General features: G+C 60.7%; 18 protein-coding genes. 7 read left to right on the top strand and 11 right to left on the bottom strand.

Annotated elements, in window-relative coordinates; genetic code table 11:
• Positions 1-131: 131 nt before the first annotated feature.
• The 6 genes from Q0X21_RS04995 to Q0X21_RS04970 form a co-directional block, all read right to left on the bottom strand.
• On the bottom strand, positions 132-1,295 hold the full coding sequence (locus tag Q0X21_RS04995; protein ID WP_297850667.1) for a glycoside hydrolase family 76 protein: 1,164 nt from the start codon (positions 1,293-1,295) through the stop codon (positions 132-134).
• A 94-nt stretch (positions 1,296-1,389) separates the two neighbouring features.
• Positions 1,390-2,067: an RNA methyltransferase gene (locus tag Q0X21_RS04990; protein WP_297850666.1), complete on the bottom strand. Its 678-nt coding sequence runs from the start codon at positions 2,065-2,067 to the stop codon at positions 1,390-1,392.
• Positions 2,054-2,620, bottom strand: coding sequence for an orotate phosphoribosyltransferase (pyrE, locus tag Q0X21_RS04985; RefSeq protein ID WP_297850665.1), 567 nt, complete (start codon positions 2,618-2,620; stop codon positions 2,054-2,056). The genes Q0X21_RS04990 and pyrE overlap by 14 nt, the downstream gene beginning before the upstream one ends.
• A gap of 11 nt (positions 2,621-2,631) precedes the next feature.
• On the bottom strand, positions 2,632-3,780 hold the full coding sequence (locus Q0X21_RS04980; RefSeq protein ID WP_297850664.1) for a hypothetical protein: 1,149 nt from the start codon (positions 3,778-3,780) through the stop codon (positions 2,632-2,634).
• Between the two features lie 64 nt (positions 3,781-3,844).
• On the bottom strand, positions 3,845-4,684 hold the full coding sequence (locus Q0X21_RS04975; protein ID WP_297850662.1) for a sulfurtransferase: 840 nt from the start codon (positions 4,682-4,684) through the stop codon (positions 3,845-3,847).
• Between the two features lie 15 nt (positions 4,685-4,699).
• On the bottom strand, positions 4,700-5,101 hold the full coding sequence (locus Q0X21_RS04970; protein WP_297850661.1) for a DUF4265 domain-containing protein: 402 nt from the start codon (positions 5,099-5,101) through the stop codon (positions 4,700-4,702).
• A 359-nt stretch (positions 5,102-5,460) separates the two neighbouring features.
• Between Q0X21_RS04970 and Q0X21_RS04965 the strand changes: the two genes are divergently transcribed.
• Positions 5,461-6,390, top strand: coding sequence for a hypothetical protein (locus Q0X21_RS04965; protein WP_297850660.1), 930 nt, complete (start codon positions 5,461-5,463; stop codon positions 6,388-6,390).
• Positions 6,391-6,591: 201 nt separating this feature from the next.
• Here Q0X21_RS04965 and clpB read toward each other — a convergent pair whose 3' ends face one another.
• Positions 6,592-9,222 carry an ATP-dependent chaperone ClpB gene (gene clpB / locus Q0X21_RS04960; protein ID WP_297850659.1) on the bottom strand — a complete coding sequence of 877 codons (2,631 nt, stop codon included), beginning with the start codon at positions 9,220-9,222 and terminating at the stop codon, positions 6,592-6,594.
• 507 nt (positions 9,223-9,729) lie between these two features.
• Here clpB and Q0X21_RS10345 point away from each other — a divergent pair.
• Positions 9,730-10,182 (top strand): HTH domain-containing protein, encoded by a 453-nt coding sequence (locus Q0X21_RS10345; protein WP_367172723.1) that lies wholly within the window; start codon positions 9,730-9,732, stop codon positions 10,180-10,182.
• Positions 10,179-10,412: a hypothetical protein gene (locus tag Q0X21_RS04955; protein ID WP_297850658.1), complete on the top strand. Its 234-nt coding sequence runs from the start codon at positions 10,179-10,181 to the stop codon at positions 10,410-10,412. The genes Q0X21_RS10345 and Q0X21_RS04955 overlap by 4 nt, the downstream gene beginning before the upstream one ends.
• Positions 10,413-10,417: 5 nt before the next feature.
• Here the strand turns inward: Q0X21_RS04955 and Q0X21_RS04950 are convergent, their stop codons facing one another.
• Positions 10,418-11,761, bottom strand: a complete 1,344-nt coding sequence (locus tag Q0X21_RS04950) for a sodium/glutamate symporter (RefSeq protein ID WP_297850656.1) — start codon at positions 11,759-11,761, stop codon at positions 10,418-10,420.
• A 75-nt stretch (positions 11,762-11,836) separates the two neighbouring features.
• On the opposite strand from Q0X21_RS04950, the gene Q0X21_RS04945 reads away from it, so the two are divergent.
• The gene (locus Q0X21_RS04945) at positions 11,837-12,619 is read left to right on the top strand and encodes a hypothetical protein (RefSeq protein WP_297850655.1); all 783 of its coding nucleotides are present in this window, start codon (positions 11,837-11,839) and stop codon (positions 12,617-12,619) included.
• On the opposite strand, the gene Q0X21_RS04940 is transcribed toward Q0X21_RS04945, so the two are convergent.
• Positions 12,616-13,395 carry a nitrilase-related carbon-nitrogen hydrolase gene (locus tag Q0X21_RS04940; protein ID WP_297850654.1) on the bottom strand — a complete coding sequence of 260 codons (780 nt, stop codon included), beginning with the start codon at positions 13,393-13,395 and terminating at the stop codon, positions 12,616-12,618. The genes Q0X21_RS04945 and Q0X21_RS04940 overlap by 4 nt on opposite strands.
• A gap of 92 nt (positions 13,396-13,487) precedes the next feature.
• Here Q0X21_RS04940 and Q0X21_RS04935 point away from each other — a divergent pair, with 92 nt between their 5' ends.
• The 3 genes from Q0X21_RS04935 to Q0X21_RS04925 all read left to right on the top strand — a co-directional run bounded on the left by Q0X21_RS04935 (position 13,488) and on the right by Q0X21_RS04925 (position 16,798).
• The gene (locus Q0X21_RS04935) at positions 13,488-13,733 is read left to right on the top strand and encodes a hypothetical protein (protein WP_297850653.1); all 246 of its coding nucleotides are present in this window, start codon (positions 13,488-13,490) and stop codon (positions 13,731-13,733) included.
• Positions 13,730-14,935, top strand: a complete 1,206-nt coding sequence (locus Q0X21_RS04930) for an alpha/beta hydrolase (protein ID WP_297850652.1) — start codon at positions 13,730-13,732, stop codon at positions 14,933-14,935. The genes Q0X21_RS04935 and Q0X21_RS04930 overlap by 4 nt, the downstream gene beginning before the upstream one ends.
• Before the next feature lie 105 nt (positions 14,936-15,040).
• A complete protein-coding gene (locus Q0X21_RS04925) occupies positions 15,041-16,798 on the top strand; it encodes a pyruvate dehydrogenase (RefSeq protein WP_297850651.1) in 1,758 nt (585 codons plus the stop codon).
• Here the strand turns inward: Q0X21_RS04925 and Q0X21_RS04920 are convergent.
• Together Q0X21_RS04920 and dnaJ are read right to left on the bottom strand one after the other, a co-directional pair.
• Entirely contained in the window at positions 16,795-17,196 is a 402-nt protein-coding gene (locus Q0X21_RS04920; RefSeq protein ID WP_297850650.1) for a heat shock protein transcriptional repressor HspR, read from the bottom strand. The two genes, Q0X21_RS04925 and Q0X21_RS04920, sit on opposite strands and share 4 nt — an antisense overlap.
• A 14-nt stretch (positions 17,197-17,210) precedes the next feature.
• Complete coding sequence (gene dnaJ / locus Q0X21_RS04915) at positions 17,211-18,428, bottom strand: molecular chaperone DnaJ (protein WP_297850649.1); 1,218 nt, start codon at positions 18,426-18,428, stop codon at positions 17,211-17,213.
• Positions 18,429-18,493 lie beyond the last annotated feature (65 nt).

The raw sequence follows: 18,493 nt of genomic DNA, 5'->3' as shown, positions 1-18,493 counted from the left end.
GGTGAAAATCCCTTTCACTCGGTTTCACTCGATGGGTACTCGTGTCGCCCACGTGCTCGTACAAGCCTCGCGGACTCTACGTCTCCCAGTATGCCCCCGCCGGGATTTTCCTGCACGAGGTTTTCGCTCTACTAGTTCGCAGCTTGCTCTTCGCGCTCTTTACGCGCCTTAGACACTCGCGCTGCTGCTTCAAGCAGCATCCAACCGGACAGCTGCACCGACAAATCGCGCTCCGAAATCCGGGAAGTGCCCAAGGCATCACTAATCGAGTTCGGCCCCAACGAATAGTTATGCGGCAACTTCGCATCCCGAGTCCACCTCGCCGGGAAAATCGGCAACCCATCCACCTCAAGACGGTGGTTCCACATTGCCTCCGCACTAGCCATGACCAGCCGTTCAGCTGCCTTCTTGGCACTGATGCTTGCCGGACTGTCATCAGGCAGACGCACCGCCACCTCCGCGAGGTAGCGCACCAGAATCCCCTTGAACAGTCCGCCATCCCCATCACCATCGATCGGGTTATCAATCACCCCACCCGGTGTAGCCACATGCATCGAAATCGCCTGCACCAGCCCACGGATATGCGTGATGTAAAAGACCTGCTCCTCCGGCTGATTCTCCAGTGCCAGAGCGATCTCCAGTGCCGCACCGAGCACAGTTCCCTGGTTGTAGGTGTAAATGGTGGTGGTATTACGAGGGCCGTCGGCAAGCAAGCGAATGCCATCCTCGACGAGCCCGTCATCCGTCATTAAATGCTCAAAGATCCAATCGACGAGCTCCCGCGCCTTATCCAACCGCCCCGTGCGCGCCAACATGATCGCCGCCGGGCCATTCGCCGGCACGTTGAAGAAATTCTCATCCGTACGCCACGGCAACACACCCATTACCGAGTCCATCCCGGCGAGAATATTGAACTCCAGGTCGTCCAACTGCTTCGGACGCGCCACCTTCTCCGAATGTGCAACGCGGTCCAACGCCAACGCCAACCAGGCCTTGTCGTCGTAGTAGCGGTTCTTCACCAGCTTGCCCAGGTTACGCAGCCTGATGCCGCGAATCGTGCGCACAATCGCCGCGCGACGCGCCTTTGTCGAACGCCGTGATTCCGCATCCACCAGACAATCCAGGTAGTGCGCCTGCCACCAATAATGCCAGTGGAAGAACACCTTCTCCTTCGTTGTCGGCGGCCAGCTCACCACCGCCAGGTTCGTCCGCGGCAACCCCCACAGCTTCGTAGCATGCCGCTCCGTGATCGCCATCTCGGCGAGATCCGCGCGGTGCGCCCAAGTTTCCGGCACAAGCCCTCCTTACAAATTGCTACTAGCTTATCGGTTGCCCCGAGTGGCCGTTACTGTTCTATTCCCCTGTTTCCGGCTGGCTTGGTGCCGTAGTTCACCACGCCGCGGTGAGGTCCGCGTGCTGGCGCACCCACGAATGCATCGCGATCCCCGCCGCGACACCCGCGTTGATCGACCGCGTCGACCCGAACTGGGCGATCGAGCAGGTCATCACCGCCGCATCCTGCGCAGCTTCGGTCACGCCGGGGCCTTCTTGGCCGAACAGGAGGAGGCAGCGCTTGGGCAACTCGGCGGTTTCCAGGGGGACTGAACCGGGAGTGTTGTCGATAGCCACGATGGTCAGGTCGTGCTCTTTGGCATATTCAACGAGGTCAGCAACCGTTTCGTGGTGAACGATGTGCTGGTAGCGGTCCGTCACCATCGCGCCACGACGATTCCACCGTTTCCTGCCCACGATGTGCACTGCCTCCGCCAAAAATGCATTCGCAGTGCGCACGACGGTGCCGATATTCATGTCGTTCTCGAAATTCTCGATAGCCACATGAAACGGGTGCCGCTTCCGGTCCAGGTCCGCCTTGATCGCCTCGAGTGACCAGTAGCGGTAATGGTCCACTACATTCCGACGATCCCCTTCGCGGAGAAACTCCTCGTCATACTGCGGGTCATCAGGCCACTCGCCCTCCCACGGACCGACCCCATGACGGCCTTCCTGCCATTCGGTGGGGCCTTTCTCAGCTGAGCTGTTTTCCTCTGGCTGGTTAAGCGAGTCCAAGATCCTCCAAGCCCAGCAGGAATCGGTAGTCCAACCCTGCATCCTTGAGTACATCGGCCGCGCCGGTGGCACGGTCAACGACCGTGGCCACAGCAACGACTTCAGCCCCTGCCTCCTGGCATGCCTTCACAGCAGTGAGCGGGGAATTGCCGGTCGTGGTGGTGTCTTCGACGACCAGGACACGCTTGCCGGTGATGTCCGGACCTTCAATTCGGCGCTGCATGCCGTGCTTTTTAGCTTCTTTGCGGACCACGAAGGCGTCGATAGGCCGCCCCTTAGCGTGCATGACAGCGGTAGCGACGGGATCTGCACCCAAGGTCAGACCGCCGACGGCGTCAAAGTCGAGGTCACCCGTCAGCTCACGCAGCAGGGCGCCGATCAGCGGGCTGGCCTCGTGGTGCAGCGTCGCGCGACGCAGGTCAACGTAGTAATCGGCTTCCTTGCCCGAAGACAGCGTCACCTTCCCGTGCACGACCGCCAGCTCGCGGACCAGCTCGGCGAGGCGCTGCTTTTCAGCAGACAAGGAACCAGCATTATTCGTGTTCTCGCTCATGGTTTCCCAGATTAGTCCGCTTTGCCGTCATCGAAGATTGACGGGGGTTGGGGGCGGCGGGTGATGCGGGTGCCGTCGTTAAGCTGCTCGGGCGGCTCACCCGTCGCGATCGCATCAACCTCATCCGCGCCGACCGTATGAAATTCCATCGTGCCGCGCACGCCACCCGTCGTGCGCGTGGGCATTTCAAGGGGCTCTTCCGGCCTAACGACGACCGGCCTTGCCCCCTCAATCCCCTCACCCTTGCCTGTCGATTCCATCTCGACCGGGTCGCCCATCTCGCGCGTCTTGTGATCGAAATGCAGGTGAGGCCAGGTGCGTGGGGGGAGAGTACGGGCGGCGTCGGCAAGCAGGGCAAGTGGGGCGAAAACCTGCTCCCACGCCTGCGGCCCAGCCGGCTCATCCAACTGCGCCAACACCCACTCCGACTCGAACCACACGGCACTGACCTGCGCCGGAAGCAACTCCAATGCCGTAGTCACACGGATATCCAGCATCCGCTCCGCCGGGCCAGCCTCCGATGCGAACACACGGAAACCCTCCAGCTCCGCCACCGCGACCAGGTCTTCCGTCGGACTCGTGCTCCCCACAGCACGACGCATATCCACGACGACCCCACTGTCCATCCCCGTTCCCATGGCCACCACCGTCGTGGCACCGATATCGGCAACGCGCGTCTCATGACCAAACTGCGTGCCCGTCAGCACATCACGCACCGGCTCACCCGATGCGGCCGCTCCCCGACCCCACTCGTCCTGCAGGAACTCATCATCGCGCGAGTACTCGAAACCGTGCTCTTCCGCCCACTCGCGACGCTCTCTCCGGCCACGCTGCTTCGCCCCCGGCAGCGCACCCGAGATCGTCTCCGTGAACAGCCCCGCACGCCCCGACAGCGCGCCCCAGCGGGAGCGCGGCGCGGGTTTCGGTTCTGTCTTTGGTGCGGGTTCCTCTTCGGGTTCCGGCTCGGTCGCGGGTTCTGGCGCCGGTTCTGGTTCGGCCGCGGGCTCAGGATGAGGTTCAGGCGCTGGTGTTGCTGCCTCGACCTGCGGTTCCTGCTCCGGTTTTTCAGCCTTACTGCCCTTTTCCTGTGCATCTGCGCACCACAAAATCCCCGCTCCAGCCAGAGCGAGTGCCGACAGTCCCAGAAGTATGTAACCCATCAGTACTGAACTTTATCCCCCGAAGGCCCCTGAACTGGGCAGGCGTGGCGAGGCCGAGTGAGCGTTAGATATCGCGCTCGACCGGGTTGCGCACGTCGGCAGACCACTGCGACCAACCACCGATATAGTGAGTCAGCACCGGCAGACCCGCATGAGCGAAAGCGGCGAGCAGCTTGGCGGAGTGGTTACCGGAACCGGAGTAGACGATCACCTCGGCCGGATCAGTCTCGTGAGTGATGCCGAACTTCGCCATGGTTTCCAGGATCTCGCTGGCAGGCTTGATCTTGCGATCCTCCGTAAACAGCAAATCCACCGGCACCGTCTGCGCACCGGGAATGTGGCCGGACTTCAGGTCAAGGCGCTCGCGCTGGCCGACGTAGCGGGAGGTATCGCGGGCGTCGATAAGCATGCCCTTGAATGCGCGCACTTCGTCGATCGTCGCGGTAGGCAGCTGACCTGGCTCAACATCGAGCTCCGTGCGGACCGAAACCGGGCCCGGGCCGGCGACTGTGTCAAAGCCGGCATCCTCCCACGCACGGAAACCGCCGTCGAGAATATGCACGTCCTGCACGCCCGCCCAACGCAGCGTCCACCACACGCGAGCAGCGAAAACGCCCGTACCGGAGTCATACACAACGACCGGGCGCCCCTCCTCGATGCCCCACGCGCGGAACGATTCCTGCAGCAACTCCGCGGACGGCAGCGGGTTGCGCCCCACGCGCGAACCCGGCGTGCCCACCAAATGGTCGGACGGGTCACAGAATTGCGCCGTCGGAATGTGCTCAGACTGGAACTTCGACCACGCGTAACCCACGCGGCCATCCCACAGCGAGGCAAGCACAGTGAGCTTCTGACCAGTACGGATCTGTTGACGCAGCTCTTCGGAGGAAACGAATACGCTCATGGGCCCCAAGTGTAGCTACGCCAAAGAAATGATGCCCTGCGCCTGAAGGCCCTCAAGCCACTCACGGATACCTTCACTCGGAGCATCCGCGCTTATCGACGCCCCCAGCATTCCCCCCGGCCCCACCTCCACCCGGCAACCGAATGCAAGCAGAGTCTCTGGGATATCCGTCGGACCTGGCTGCTGGATCAAAATCCGCACCGTCTCCGCCCCACCGCTGACGACCTTCCGGTTCACATGGAACTGGCCCCCAACCTTCACACATTCCACGATGTCCCCGACCGCCAAACTGGTGTCCAAAAACGGCACACTTGCCACCACAAAATGCCCGCCACCCAGGTCATGGGCGGCGAGCTCTTCATTCTCAACTCCCGGTAGCGGGGTCCGAGTGTGAATCTTCGTGGTCAGTGGCTCCATGCCGGAGATTGTAGTTCCGAAGTCCTTGGCCTCTGTCGCAACCCGGGTCTGTCGTCACTCAGCCCCGCGACGGCCAGCCCGCCCAGCCGTGCCGCTCAGCCCGCCCAGCCGTGTCGCTCAGCCGTCTTCCCGGCGTTCGGTAACTATTCAACGGTAACAATGCCCTCTCTCAGACCCCTATGTCGCTTATAAGAAACCTAAACCCCACGGTTCGCCTCATCATTGTTACCGTTCGCAGATTCTGCAGTGCGGGTCGGCACTCGCCCCGGCTAGGCCACGACTCACCATCAGCCCAGAATGTCTACTGAAATGTACATCGTTGCACTGCACGCCAACCAAGCCCGGTCCACCGTGAAGTCATGGACAAAAACGAAGCCATCAACAAGTTGGTAAATCTCCGCACGGCCAAAGCGGGCCACCCTGCATGGCATCAGCTCGACTCAGGTGTGCTCACTCAGTTGGCCCCCACCCAGGCTATCCCCAGCGAGTATTACCGCGAACTCAAACGACACGAACAGCAATGGCTTCGCGCAGTTGCCGTCGGTAAGAGCAAAACCCGCGCTGTTCTCATCGGCCGGTCGGCAGCACGCATTCACGGAATGTGGGTCGTGCCACGCACGCCCGAATTAGTGGAAACCACCCTGGGAAGCAACGGGTATAAATCCGCCCACAACACCCCGAAGGGGCAGACTCTCCGCAAGCTCACCGTTCCGCCCAAGCAGATCATGCTTGTCGACGACATCCGCGTCCTCACCCCCTTCCGCACCGCCGCCGACATCGCTGCCCAGCACGGATTCATCGAAGGCTTGGTCGCGATGTCGTGGCTGAAGTACCAAAAAATGTCCCATCGATTGATGCTGCAAGCCACTCGTAATCTCGGCCCCATCCGCGGTATCGGCCATGTCCGCGCCGCGATTAAAGCCAGCAGCGCGCGATCGCTCTCTCCATTCGAACCATATGCACAAGGTTTGTTCCTCGAGGCCGGCATCCCTGTGCAGATGCACGTGCGCATGCCTATCGACGCCCACCGCCACATCGAAGTCGACCTCCTCGCTGGACCGAACGGTGAAACCGTCGTGGAAATAGACGGCGGAGTCAAATATGACGGGACAACCTACGGCGGGGTGGAGGAAACCCTCCGCAAAGAGCGTCACCGGGAGAACCTACTGAAGAATTTTGGCTACCCCGTTATCCGACTCACGCCCAGGCAGCTCATGTTCGAACCTGATTACTGCATATCGACGGTCCAAACAACCATCACCCGCGAGCAACAGCGCCGCGGCTTATAGGCTGTCCCGGCAAGCTCGACGCATGCCAAGCTCGCGAACCCCGCCAAAACGGCAAACGGTAACAATCAAACGGTAACTTTGCCCCACCAGGAACCTTTATGTATCTCTCTTAATACCTATCGGGCGGGGGTTACCGTTTGATTGTTACCGTTCGCCAATTCCGGAGCACGACAGGAGCGCCGGCCCCCTTATTGCGGCTGCTTAGTCGGCTGCCTTCGTGACTGTCAGACCAGCGGTGCTACCGACAGAAACATCCACCTCATCATCGGAAGCCGCCTCGCCACCAGAAGGCTGAGCAGCCGGGTCGGCCACGCTGGCATCCACCAGCACCGTGTCGCCGTCGCGGATCTCACCGGCAAGGACCTCCTTGGCCAGCTTGTCGCCGATTTCCTTCTGGATCAGGCGACGCAGCGGACGAGCACCATAAGCCGGGTCGTAGCCGCGTTCCGCAAGCCAGGACTTGGCAGCATCGGTGACGTCCAAGGTCAGGCGACGTTCAGCCAGTCGGTCAGCGAGACCACGCAGCTGGATATCGACGATGCCGACGAGCTGCTCCTTACTCAGCGGGTCGAAGACCACCACGTCGTCGAGACGGTTGATGAACTCCGGCTTGAACGCCCGCTTCACCGCTTCCATGATCTCGTCGCGGGTGCCACCAGCACCGAGATTCGAGGTCAGGATGATGACGGTGTTGCGGAAGTCGACGGTGCGACCTTGGCCGTCGGTAAGCCGGCCCTCGTCGAGGACCTGCAGGAGAACATCGAAGACGTCGGGGTGGGCTTTCTCAACTTCGTCGAAAAGCACGAGGCTGTACGGGCGGCGACGAACAGCTTCGGTGAGCTGCCCGCCAGCATCGAAGCCGACGTATCCCGGAGGCGCACCGACCAGGCGCGCGACCGAGTGCTTCTCGCCGTACTCGGACATGTCGATGCGGATCATCGCGGACTCATCATCAAAGAGGAATTCCGCGACCGACTTCGCCAGCTCAGTCTTGCCCACACCAGTCGGGCCGAGGAACAAGAAGGAACCGATCGGACGATTCGGGTCGGCGATCCCGGCGCGCGAACGACGCACAGCATCGGACACGGCAACGACAGCCTCGCTCTGCCCGACGACACGTTCGCCCAGCACAGCCTCCATATTCAGAAGCTTCTCGGTCTCACCCTCCATCATCTTGCCCGCGGGAATGCCCGTCCAGCTCGACACAACGTCGGCGATCACGTCCGGCGTGACTTCTTCCGTCAGCATCGTCTTCGTGCTTGACGACGCCTCCCTCTCCGCCTCAGCCACCTCTTCCTCCAGTTCCGGAATGCGGCCGTAACGGAGCTCAGAAACCTTGGCGTAGTCGCCCTCGCGTTCCGCGATCTCGGACTCGTTGCGCAGGCGCTCCAGCTCTTCCTTCGCCTGCTGGACCTTATCGATCTCGCTCTTCTCGTTCTCCCAACGCGCCTTCATCTCACCGAGCTTCTCGCGCTGATCAGCCAGCTCGCCACGCAGTGCCTTCAGGCGCTCCTGCGACGCAGCGTCCGACTCCTTGGTCAGCGCGATCTCCTCGATCTCGAGGCGGCGAACTACGCGCTCCAGCTCATCGATCTCCTGCGGGGAGGAATCAATTTCCATGCGGAGACGTGAGCCAGCCTCGTCGACCAGGTCGATCGCCTTATCCGGCAGGAAGCGGTTGGTGATGTAGCGATCCGACAGGGAGGCCGCCGCAACCAGCGCCGAATCCTGAATCCGCACGCCGTGGTGCACCTCGTAGCGCTCCTTCAGGCCACGGAGAATACCGATGGTGTCCTCCACAGTCGGCTCACCGACATAGACCTGCTGGAAACGACGCTCCAAAGCAGCATCCTTTTCAATGTACTTGCGGTACTCATCCAGGGTCGTCGCACCGACCAAGCGCAGCTCACCGCGGGCGAGCATCGGCTTGATCATGTTGCCGGCATCCATCGAACCGTCACCGGTCGCACCGGCACCGACAATGGTGTGCAGCTCATCAATGAACGTGATGATCTCGCCGTCCGAAGACTTGATCTCATCCAACACAGCCTTCAGACGCTCTTCGAACTCACCGCGGTACTTCGCACCGGCGACCATCGAACCCAAATCAAGACTGATCAAAGTCTTGCCCTTGAGGGATTCCGGGACGTCGCCCGCAACGATGCGACGTGCAAGACCCTCGACGATCGCAGTCTTACCCACACCCGGCTCACCAATCAGCACCGGGTTGTTCTTCGTGCGACGGCTCAGAACCTGGACCACGCGACGGATCTCACTGTCACGGCCGATGACCGGGTCGATCTTGCCCTCACGAGCACGAGCAGTCAGGTCAGTGGAGTACTTCTCCAATGCCTGGAACTGACCCTCCGGGTCCTGCGTGGTCACCTTCTGGTTGCCACGGACAGATGGGAAAGCAGCCTTGATCGTGTCGTAGGTAGCGCCGCGCTTCTTCAGCAATTCAGCTGCCTCGTCGCCACCACGCGCAATCGCAGCAAGGAGCACCTCGGTGGAGACATACTCATCACCGAGTTCGCCCGCCAATTCCTGGGCGGTGTTCAGAGCATTAAGACCATCCCGGTTGAAATTCGGGTTGGCCATGTTCTGGCCCTGCGCCTTGGGGTAACCATCGACGATCTCGGCAGCTTCCTTCTGCACCGTCGCCGGGTCAACACCCGTGGCTTTGAGCACCGGTGCAGCGATTCCTTCTTCCTGCTCGAGGATCGCCTGAAGCAGGTGCGCGGGCCTAATATCTGGGTTTCCATTAGCGGAAGCCCGCTGCAGAGCCTGCTGCAGCGCTTCCTGAGTTTTCGTGGTGGGGTTGAACGAGCTCATCTGTCTCGCTCCTTTCCTAATTCTCTATTAATTGGGGTACTTCTTTTGGTCCGAACTTAGTTCGTCAATAGGTACAACGCCGCCAAAGTTGAGTCTGTTCCACTCAAGGCAAAATATTTCTTCGCTTATCGACGCCGACCTCGCCCTCCCCCCTCCCAACACCCGCAGATATATTGCTGCTGGACAATTAGGACATACCTGCCCTATACCGCCCACTAATGACACCTACCTGCACAAACACAGCGAACGAATTAGGGCAGTCCCCCAAGCACCCAGGGCCCCAGTAACGCTCCCCGCCGAGCTCTCAACCACCAACCACCCTCATCCCAAGGAGTGCCCTAAATAGAAGGAGTGTCCTAAATAAAACGCCACAAACACCGAGGCCAGACACCTTTTACAGGCATTTAGGAAAGCAGCGTCCTAAATGTAAATCAACACACCTTCTGCACGTGGAGCTGTCACAGTTTCTTCGCAGACTTATCGCGATGCGCCGCAGGTTCGTTGCAGATGCGCCGCAAGTTCGTCGCAGACCATCCACTGCACACTCCTCCGCTGCACACTGAAGTACACATTCATAACGAGCGTGAACAATCCGCTTTCCCTAGATTCAAACCTGGGGCAACGATCAGCAGAGTAAGCGCAGACAGGGGGAAACTGACAATGGGTGAAGATCGATTCTTCAATCTTCCTCCGCACCCGTTGGACTTGCAGATAGCAGAAACAGAGATGTTCCAGCGGCGCGAAAAAATCGCCCATTTTTTGCGGGGTGCAGAACTGCTCCGAATCTTGCAGACAGGACGCGTGCTGGAGGGAGAGGTTTTGGCGGGACGGATTGGCGTCGATAGGCGAACTCTGCGGAGATATATTGCGCATTTGCGGGAGCTCGGCTTCGGCATTGACTCGAAGCGCGGGGCAAATGGCCGTTACGAAATGGGGCGCGGCGATACCGTTCCCCGATGACGTTCACCGAGGATGAGCTTGAAGTTCTCATCCTGGCGCTAAGTTCTGTTGGCTACCCGGGCGACGAGTTAAGCGAGCGCGCTGGGCGTTTAACTCAGAGAATCAATAGTCTGCTGCCGATGCAGAGATACCTAGAACTCGAGGCTTCTGGCAAGCAGCGCTTTGTCCAAACCTTGCGGATTTGGGGTGCTTATAACAGGGAGCAGGAAGCTCAAGAAGAGGAAAGTTGAGGGCGCTACTTCTTCCCTGAAGCTTGTTTCTTCGCGGGGACCCATTTGAGCATGAAGGTCATGATCACGATGCCGGCAGCGATGATGGTGGACACCCAGCCGAATGTTCCGGTGAAGGACGCGAGTACGGCGATCGGGGCAAGAATGGTCATGCCGATCTCGAAGGGGCCGAAGCCAACGTAGGCGACACCGTATTCGTTGAGTGTGCCGGATTTGAGTTTGGGGTCGACCATCTTGAGCAGGGCGATACCGGTTGCAACTGCTGCGGTTGCCCAGCCCCAACCAAAGATGCCACGTTCGATCCATTCTTCGCCAAAGTACAGCGGTGCCATGACCAGCAGGTAGAACAGGCAGAATGCGAGGCCGAGGACGAAGAGGAGGATGAGGGCCTGCCAGTAGTCGGCAAGCGCGGCGGGGACGATGGAGGCGATGCCGAAGGCGATCATGTAGTCGGTGGCGGCACCGGAGATCGCGGTGACGGTGTCCTTGTCCAGGTAGTTCGGCTTCTTGAACAGGCGCAGTATTCCACGGCCGATGAAGCCGATGACGAAGGACAGGGCGAACAGCGGAATGGAGACATTCTCCCAGGTCGAAGAGATGAAGGCGTTGACCTGGTAGGCGACGAGCACGGTGAAGATGATGAAGCCGCCGTGCAGGGCGAGGGGTTCGATCGACGACGGATTGGTCGTGGCTTTACCAATAGAGGGGCGTTCGGCTTCGTTCTCGATGTAGCCGGAGCGCAGTTCCTTAGGCAGGTCGCCCTGCAGCTCAGTGGCTTTGCCCTTGCGGATACCCCAGTTGGCAAAGATGACGCCGCCGATAATGGCCACGAGTGTGCCCACGGTCGCGGAGGTGAAGCCAATTGACGACGCGGCGACGGCACCCGCGGTGTCTTCCAAGGCGGAGCCGACAGCGGCTGCGGTACCGAAGCCGCCAATGAAACCGACGGGCAGCATCATGCCGAACCAGTCTTCGGTGCCAAAGACGGGCTCAAACAGGTAGAGGCCGAGCAGCACGAACAGGCCCCATTGGAACATGAACATGGTGGTGGAAAAGGCCCACATATTGCGGGCACCCTTTGCCACGGAACCGCCGAGATCCATGGAATAAGCCATGGAGGCGAAGACGACGGCGATCAAAATGGACGTGTATGTGCCCACGTTGTCGGAGAATTTCGCGATATTGAGTACTTCCGGCCCCAGGATGAGCCCGATGAGGCCGGCGGTGATCGGCGCGGGAAGCAGGAGTTGCTGCAGCACACGAACTCGCTGGCGGAGGATGTTGCCGATGATGAGGAGGACGGAGATCCACCCAACGTCGACAAGCATGTCATAGGGCGTGAATTCCATGAACCGGACCTTTCCGCGTCGATAGCTTTCGCAGCTAGCTTAGCGTGGTGCTGCGACACATTAGTCTTGGAAAGCATGGACGAGGTCGTGCAATTGTCATTCGCTGAGCGGGAAGCGCTGCTCAGCCAGCTTTCGGGCGAGGTGCAAGAAGCGGACACGCTTATCGACGCCCTGCTTACCCCCTCCCTCACCACTCCCATCGCGTTGGACCGCCGTCGTTTGGGCACTCCACCGGAGGATTATGAGGAATTGGCAGAGCCACTGGGCGAGGCTTTGGCCTTCGCATTTGAGGACCGCCCAGACGATGTAGGGCAGGTGTGGCAGGTGCTGGTGCAGCGTCTAAATGAGATGGCGCAGGTTGCGCGTCAGGCGGATCTGCAGGGCATTCCGGCGGCGACTGCCGCGCAGGTCACGGCCGTATCCCCTTTGGACGGTACCGGTGAGGGCGATGCGCAGGCGGTGTACCTGGAGGCCCCGATGCCGATTGATTATCTTCCTGGGCAGTCACTGCCGGTGCTCATTCCCGGCGAATATGGCGAGGCGGGACAGTGGTACGAGCTCGCACCGGCTTTGCCGTCGAATCCCTTTGGCCAGCTGGTCTTCTATATTCCTGGTTGGTGGCGTGAGCCGCAGGTCGGTGAGTACTGGACGTGTGGCAATCCCCGTGGCGAGCAGATCGTGTTCCCGGATCATGAGCCGGTGGATGCCACGGGCTACCGGCTGGCAGGTGTGAGGGCGGGGGTTTTCGGGGGCGTCGATAAGCATGTTGAGCTTGTTGTGGACGCGGTTGGTGCGCGCGAGCCTGGGCTTGTGGCTTTGGCGCGCGCGGTGGATTGGTTGACGCTGCGGGAGGTTTAAAGCAGCGGGACTGCCTGCTGCCTACGCTTTGCTTCGGCCGGGTCGATGTCCACAACGATGACTTCTTCGTCGAATCCGCCCTGCGCCAGGACCTTGCCATTGGGCGCGACCGCCATGGAATGACCGACGCCGAGCGGGTCTGTGTTGTGCTGCGCGCCGTGCGCACCTTCGGGATTGGCCTGATTGGGGGCGATGATGAACACGCCGGCATCGAGTGCGCGGGCGCGGGTGAGCGTGGTCCATTCCTCGACCTTGTTCTCGCCGCCAGCCCAGCTGGTGGGCACGATGACGATGTCTGCGCCCCGGCGCGCAAGTTCCTGGAATTGGTCCGGGAAGCGAATGTCGAAGCAGATCGCCGCGCCGACCGTGGCCCCCTCGTGGGTGAATGTGTGCAGTTCAGCGCCCGGTTCGACATTGTCGGACTCACGGTAGGTGGCTGTGTCGTAGGCATGAATCTTGTCGTAGCCTTCGTGTAGCCCGCCGCCAGTGATCAGCGCTGTATTGCGCACACGCCCATCGCTGCCGGGGCGGAACATGCCCGCGACGATGGTCACGCCGAGCTCTTCAGCGAGCGTACGCAGCCCTGTCGCGAACTCACCGTCGAGTTCTTCTGCCTGGTCCTGCAAGGAGCCGGACTCAAATGCCTGCGAGGATGCTTCCGGGCAGGCAACGAGCGTGGCACCCTTGTCCGCCGCTTCCCGGATCTTCTCCGAGAGCACGGCGAGATTGTCCGCGGTACGGGGGCCAGCAGTGAATTGCACGAGTCCAATACGCATGGGACCCAAGCGTATGTGGATAACTTTTCAAATTCCACAGGTTCGCACGCTCGCGGTTGAGCCGGGGTGCTAGCTGCCGTTGGGTTGAATGCATGAATTTTATCTCAATGCCAACCACTGCCCTACCCGCACTTCCTGCCTGGACCGACCCACTTTTAACGCCATTAGCCACCCCGAGTCGCACCGCCTTAGCGCTTGAGCGCGCGCACTCCTGGCTGCAGACAGACCTGGCCGTGCGAAGCCGACGCGTGCACGACCATGCCGCCGACCTGACTCGCTTCGCCGCCGCCGTCCGCGATGTTGATGCCGCCTACGCACAGACTTTCAAGGGGCAATGATGCTGGTCACTACAGAATTAACTCTTGCAGCAGGCTCCTTGCGGCAGGCTTCCGGCACTGTTCGCACGCGTATCGACGACACCGCCACCACCCGTTCCTCCATATCCCTCACCGGATTCGCCGGCCCTGCAGCCGATGCCGGCCTGGACCGCCTGGCGGATCTGGCCCGTGACTTCACTCAACCAGCCGCAGTGATGGAGTCTGTGGCAGGCATCTTGGAGAACACCGCGGCTGCCCAGCAAGCTTTGGACGCGGCCAAACAGGCACTACTAGCGATGGCTGTGCCAGTCCCTTTGCGCGCGGTTCACACCAGCGCGCTCGCTGCCTTGTCCATGTTGGGGCTCGTCCTTGACCAGGCATGCGCAGCTGCAATAGACAATGCCTGCCGGGCTGAGCACGAACAAGATCTCGAGCGGCTGGCTTTCTACCCGGAGACACCGCTTTCATCCATTCACACCGACCGACTTACCACTGCGCCTGCCTCAGTGCGTGAAACCGTCGAAGCAGCTGACGGCATCGTCTTAGAAGGCGGGCCCGACGGATACACAGTCATGGTCGGCGCTTCTTTAGGCCCGGACGGCGAGCCGATCCCACCTACTTCCGTGACCACCATGGTCGCCGGTGTCGGCTCGGGCGATCCCGCCAAATTCGCCGGTGCGGTGGAACAGGCACGCACAATCGCGGCGACCACTGGTGGTGCCGTTGTGGTGTGGCAGGGCTATTCCCCACCGCCGAATGTCCCGGCCGGTTTCAACCGTGCCGCCGCTGCCGCGGGTGCGGACGACCTGGCCACCTTCCAATACGCCCTCCAAGAACGCTTCCCCGAATCGAAGAAACTGGTGGTCGGCCACAGTTATGGCTCCGTCGTAGCTGCCCGCGCCGCAGAGGAATATGGCCTCTTTGCTGACCAGCTCTACCTCGTCGGCTCCCCCGGCGTGGGCGCAGACAGCGCGGAGGATCTGACCTTGTACAGCTCGCAAAGTCCCGGGGTAGGCCAGCCAGAAGTGACTGTTGCGGATGCCTCCTCCGACCCGATCCGCTTGTTGCGCTCCCCGCTCGCTGCGATCCATGGCACTGATCCCGGTTCGGCTCGCTTCGGTGCCGAGAAGGTCCCCGGGATCCGTGGTGGGCACACCGATTATTTCCGTGATGAAGCCATGCTTCGGTCGCTTGCAGAGTCCGCGAAGACTGCATCAAAATAGAACGGCGCAGGTCAAAATGGTGATGTCCGGGGTAAAACAACTAAAACGCGTACGCTTGTATGGCGTAAAAGAAATCGCATAAGTAGATCCAAAAGTGGAGGAAGTATGGCTAAGAACTTCGCAACACAAATTGTCGAGACGCTAGAGCGCAACGGCGTGAAGCGTATTTATGGTCTGGTCGGCGACTCGCTGAACCCAGTTTCGGATGCAGTGGCCAATTCCAGCATTGAGTGGATCCACGTCCGCAACGAGGAAGCAGCAGCCTTCGCCGCTGGTGCTGAATCCCTGGTCACTGGTGAGCTCGCCGTCTGTGCCGCATCTTGTGGTCCGGGCAATACTCACCTGATCCAGGGCCTTTATGATTCGCACCGCAATGGCGCCAAGCTGCTCGCCATCGCATCGCATATTCCAAGCCAGGAAATCGGCTCGAATTTCTTCCAGGAGACCCACCCGGAAAAGATCTTCCAGGAGTGCTCCGGTTACTGCGAGATGGCTAATTCCGCAGCACAAGGCGCACGCATTCTGCACCACGCCATCCAGTCCACGATGGCCGGCAACGGCGTGTCCGTCTTTGTCATGCCGGGCGACATCGCTGGCCAGGAAGCAGCCGATATGCCGCTGCTAGAATCCACCATCGCGCGTGGCGATGACAAGCGCGTCTTCCCCGATCCGGGCGAGGCCGCACGTCTGGTCGAGGCCATCAACAAGGCCGACAGCGTCACTCTGTTCTGCGGCGTTGGCACCGCCGGCGCACGCGAGGATGTCCTCGCACTAGCCGAGAAGATCAAGGCCCCGATCGGCCACTCGTTCGGTGGCAAGATGCACATCCAGCACGACAACCCCTTCGACGTGGGTATGAACGGCCTGCTCGGCTACGGCGCCTGCTACGAAGCATCACATGAGGCTGACCTGCTGATTCTGCTGGGCACCGACTTCCCGTACAACGACTGGCTGCCCACCGGCAACGTCGCCCAGGTGGACATCAAGGGCGAGAATATCGGCCGCCGCACCAAGGTCCAGTACCCGGTCGTCGGCGATGTGAAGAGCGTGATCGAGAATATTCTTCCGCACGTCGAGGAGAAGAAGAGCCGCAAATTCCTGGACAAGATGCTCAAGGAACACGCGCACCTGCTCGAGACCGTGATCAAGAACTACAGCCCCAAGAAGAAGGAAAAGGCCACCCCGATCCACCCGGAGTACGCCGCACAGCTTATCGACGAGCTCGCCGACGACAATGCCCTCTTCACCGTCGACACCGGCATGTGCAATGTGTGGGCTGCCCGCTACATCACTCCGAATGGCAAGAAGGACGAATTGGCTTCCTTCCGCCACGGCACCATGGCGAATGCTGTACCGCAGGCTATCGGCGCCCAGGCCGCTGATCGTGACCGCCAAGTCATCACATTCTCCGGCGACGGCGGCGTCTCCATGCTGCTCAGCGAGCTGATCACAGTGAAGCAGCATGACCTGCCCGTGAAGATGATGGTGTTCAACAACTCCAGCCTGGGCATGGTCAAGCTGGAAATGATGGTGGCCGGCCTCAAAGAATTTGAGACCGACCACGACAGCGTCAACTACGCCAAGATCGCCGAGGCAGTTGGCATCAAGTCCTTCCGTGTGGAAAAGCCACAGGACCTGGAGAAGACCATCAAGGAGGCATTTGCTTACGACGGCCCCGTCCTTGTTGACATGGTCACCGACCCGGATGCCCTGTCCCTGCCGCCGAATTTCGACTGGACCATGATCAAGGGCTTCACCGAGTCCGCGGTCAAGACCGTCCTCGACGGCGCGATCGGCAACATGGTCGAGCTTGCTCGCTCAAATTTCCGCAATATTCGCGGTGCCGCAGCGATCGAGTTCTAATTCGAGCCACTCCGGCGCGGCCTGCGCGACCAGGTGACCACCGCGGTTGACCGCGGCACATGCACCAGCTCGCCGCCGCGTCGCGGAGTGCGGGCGATCCGCTCGCGCAGGCGAGCATTCTCGTCCTCCAGATCATCGATCCGTTCGGTCAGATCGATGATCGTTTTGATTCCCGCTAGGTTCACGCCCTCCTCTTGTGAGAGGCGCTGAATCGTCTGCAGCCGAACAATGTCGCGCTGCGAATAACGGCGCCCACCACCAGAGGTGCGCTTCGGGCTGACCAGTCCCATGCGGTCATAGGTGCGCAAAGTCTGGGCGTGCATGCCGGTCAGCTCAGCGGCGACGGAGATGACGTAGTACTGGTCGACAGCATCAACAGCATCGTCTTTCTTATTCATCTACGCTCACCTCCCTAGCTGCTCGTGCCTGCCCAGCCGGCGCGCGGGTTGAAGCCCGAATCCTTCTCAGCCTGGGCATAGGTGCGCAGCGCGCTTGTCGCTGCCGCATCGAGATTCTTCGGCACTTCCACCTCAACGGTGACCATCAAATCGCCCGCGGTGCCAGATTTCCGCGGCACTCCGCGACCCTTCACGCGCAAGGTACGACCATTCGGCGTACCTGCCGGGACCTTGACCTTCACCGGATTATCCAGCGTTGGCACCGTCACAGCACCACCGAGCGCCAGCTCCGTGAAGCTCACCGGAACCGTCACCGCCAGATCATCCCCATTGCGGGTGAACACCTTGTCCGGGCGGACCGTGACATTGACAAACAGGTCGCCCGCAGGCGTGCCATTCGGACCAGCCTCACCCTGACCAGCCAAACGGACCTTCTGCCCGTCGATCACACCAGCCGGGATGCGCACCGTGATCGAACGCGTCCGACGCACCGTGCCCGAACCCGAACACGTCTTGCACGGATCCTCAATGATCTGGCCCGTACCACCACAACGGGTACACGGACGGGACATCCCGAACGCGCCCTTTTGCTCACTGACAAAACCAGAACCACCGCAATCACCACAAGTCGTGGTCTTGCCCGTCGCCGAACCAGAGCCGTGGCAATCCGTACACGGCGCATCACCAGTCAGCTCAATCGGGATCGTCGTTCCCTTGACGGCCTCACGGAAATCAAGCGTTATTTGCGTTTCGACGTCGGCCCCCCGCGTCGGCCGAGCACTCCTGCCAGTGCCGCCGCCGCGGTTAAAGAGGCCACCGAAGATGTCACCAAGACCGCCTTCCGAAGAAAATCCTCCGCCTTGTCCAAACGACTGTCCAAATCCGAAGTCTTCGAACCCGGTTGAGCCGAAGTCCGACGCGTCCTGCGAGGAGCGAAACCCGCCCGGAAAGCCGGACCCGCCTCTCCCTCCGAAGCGCATGAAGCCTCCGGAGTTCATCATCGCCTTGAATTCATCGTATTCCTTGCGCTTCGCCTCGTCCCCGAGCACGTCATACGCTTCAGCCACCCGCTTGAATTTCTCCTCCGCGGCAGCATTGCCTGGGTTGGAGTCCGGGTGATTCTCCCGGGCGAGTTTGCGGTATGCCTTCTTAATCTCGGCCGCGGAGGCTGACGAGGACAGACCTAAATCGCCGTAATAGTCCTTGTTCGCCCATTCCTGTTGCATGGCCATGGCGCCTCCTCCTTCCTGCTTGAATTCTGTCTAAGTTTTGTTGTTTGTTCTAAGTAAATTTTCTA

It is taken from the genome of uncultured Corynebacterium sp., assembly GCF_947253065.1.
Taxonomy (GTDB): Bacteria; Actinomycetota; Actinomycetes; order Mycobacteriales; family Mycobacteriaceae; genus Corynebacterium.
Note: the sequence above shows the minus strand (reverse complement) of the source record. Positions and strands in the feature narration are given on the sequence as shown.

Coding starts and splice junctions, on each gene's coding strand:
- Q0X21_RS04935 (WP_297850653.1), top strand. CDS start 13,488: ATGAATTTTATCTCAATGCCAACCACTGCCCTACCCGCACTTCCTGCC.
- Q0X21_RS04950 (WP_297850656.1), bottom strand. CDS start 11,761: ATGGAATTCACGCCCTATGACATGCTTGTCGACGTTGGGTGGATCTCC.
- Q0X21_RS04970 (WP_297850661.1), bottom strand. CDS start 5,101: ATGGAGCCACTGACCACGAAGATTCACACTCGGACCCCGCTACCGGGA.
- Q0X21_RS04920 (WP_297850650.1), bottom strand. CDS start 17,196: ATGAATAAGAAAGACGATGCTGTTGATGCTGTCGACCAGTACTACGTC.
- Q0X21_RS04955 (WP_297850658.1), top strand. CDS start 10,179: ATGACGTTCACCGAGGATGAGCTTGAAGTTCTCATCCTGGCGCTAAGT.
- pyrE (WP_297850665.1), bottom strand. CDS start 2,620: ATGAGCGAGAACACGAATAATGCTGGTTCCTTGTCTGCTGAAAAGCAG.
- Q0X21_RS04945 (WP_297850655.1), top strand. CDS start 11,837: ATGGACGAGGTCGTGCAATTGTCATTCGCTGAGCGGGAAGCGCTGCTC.
- clpB (WP_297850659.1), bottom strand. CDS start 9,222: ATGAGCTCGTTCAACCCCACCACGAAAACTCAGGAAGCGCTGCAGCAG.
- dnaJ (WP_297850649.1), bottom strand. CDS start 18,428: ATGGCCATGCAACAGGAATGGGCGAACAAGGACTATTACGGCGATTTA.
- Q0X21_RS04965 (WP_297850660.1), top strand. CDS start 5,461: ATGGACAAAAACGAAGCCATCAACAAGTTGGTAAATCTCCGCACGGCC.
- Q0X21_RS04980 (WP_297850664.1), bottom strand. CDS start 3,780: ATGGGTTACATACTTCTGGGACTGTCGGCACTCGCTCTGGCTGGAGCG.
- Q0X21_RS04940 (WP_297850654.1), bottom strand. CDS start 13,395: ATGCGTATTGGACTCGTGCAATTCACTGCTGGCCCCCGTACCGCGGAC.
- Q0X21_RS04925 (WP_297850651.1), top strand. CDS start 15,041: ATGGCTAAGAACTTCGCAACACAAATTGTCGAGACGCTAGAGCGCAAC.
- Q0X21_RS04930 (WP_297850652.1), top strand. CDS start 13,730: ATGATGCTGGTCACTACAGAATTAACTCTTGCAGCAGGCTCCTTGCGG.
- Q0X21_RS10345 (WP_367172723.1), top strand. CDS start 9,730: ATGCGCCGCAAGTTCGTCGCAGACCATCCACTGCACACTCCTCCGCTG.
- Q0X21_RS04975 (WP_297850662.1), bottom strand. CDS start 4,684: ATGAGCGTATTCGTTTCCTCCGAAGAGCTGCGTCAACAGATCCGTACT.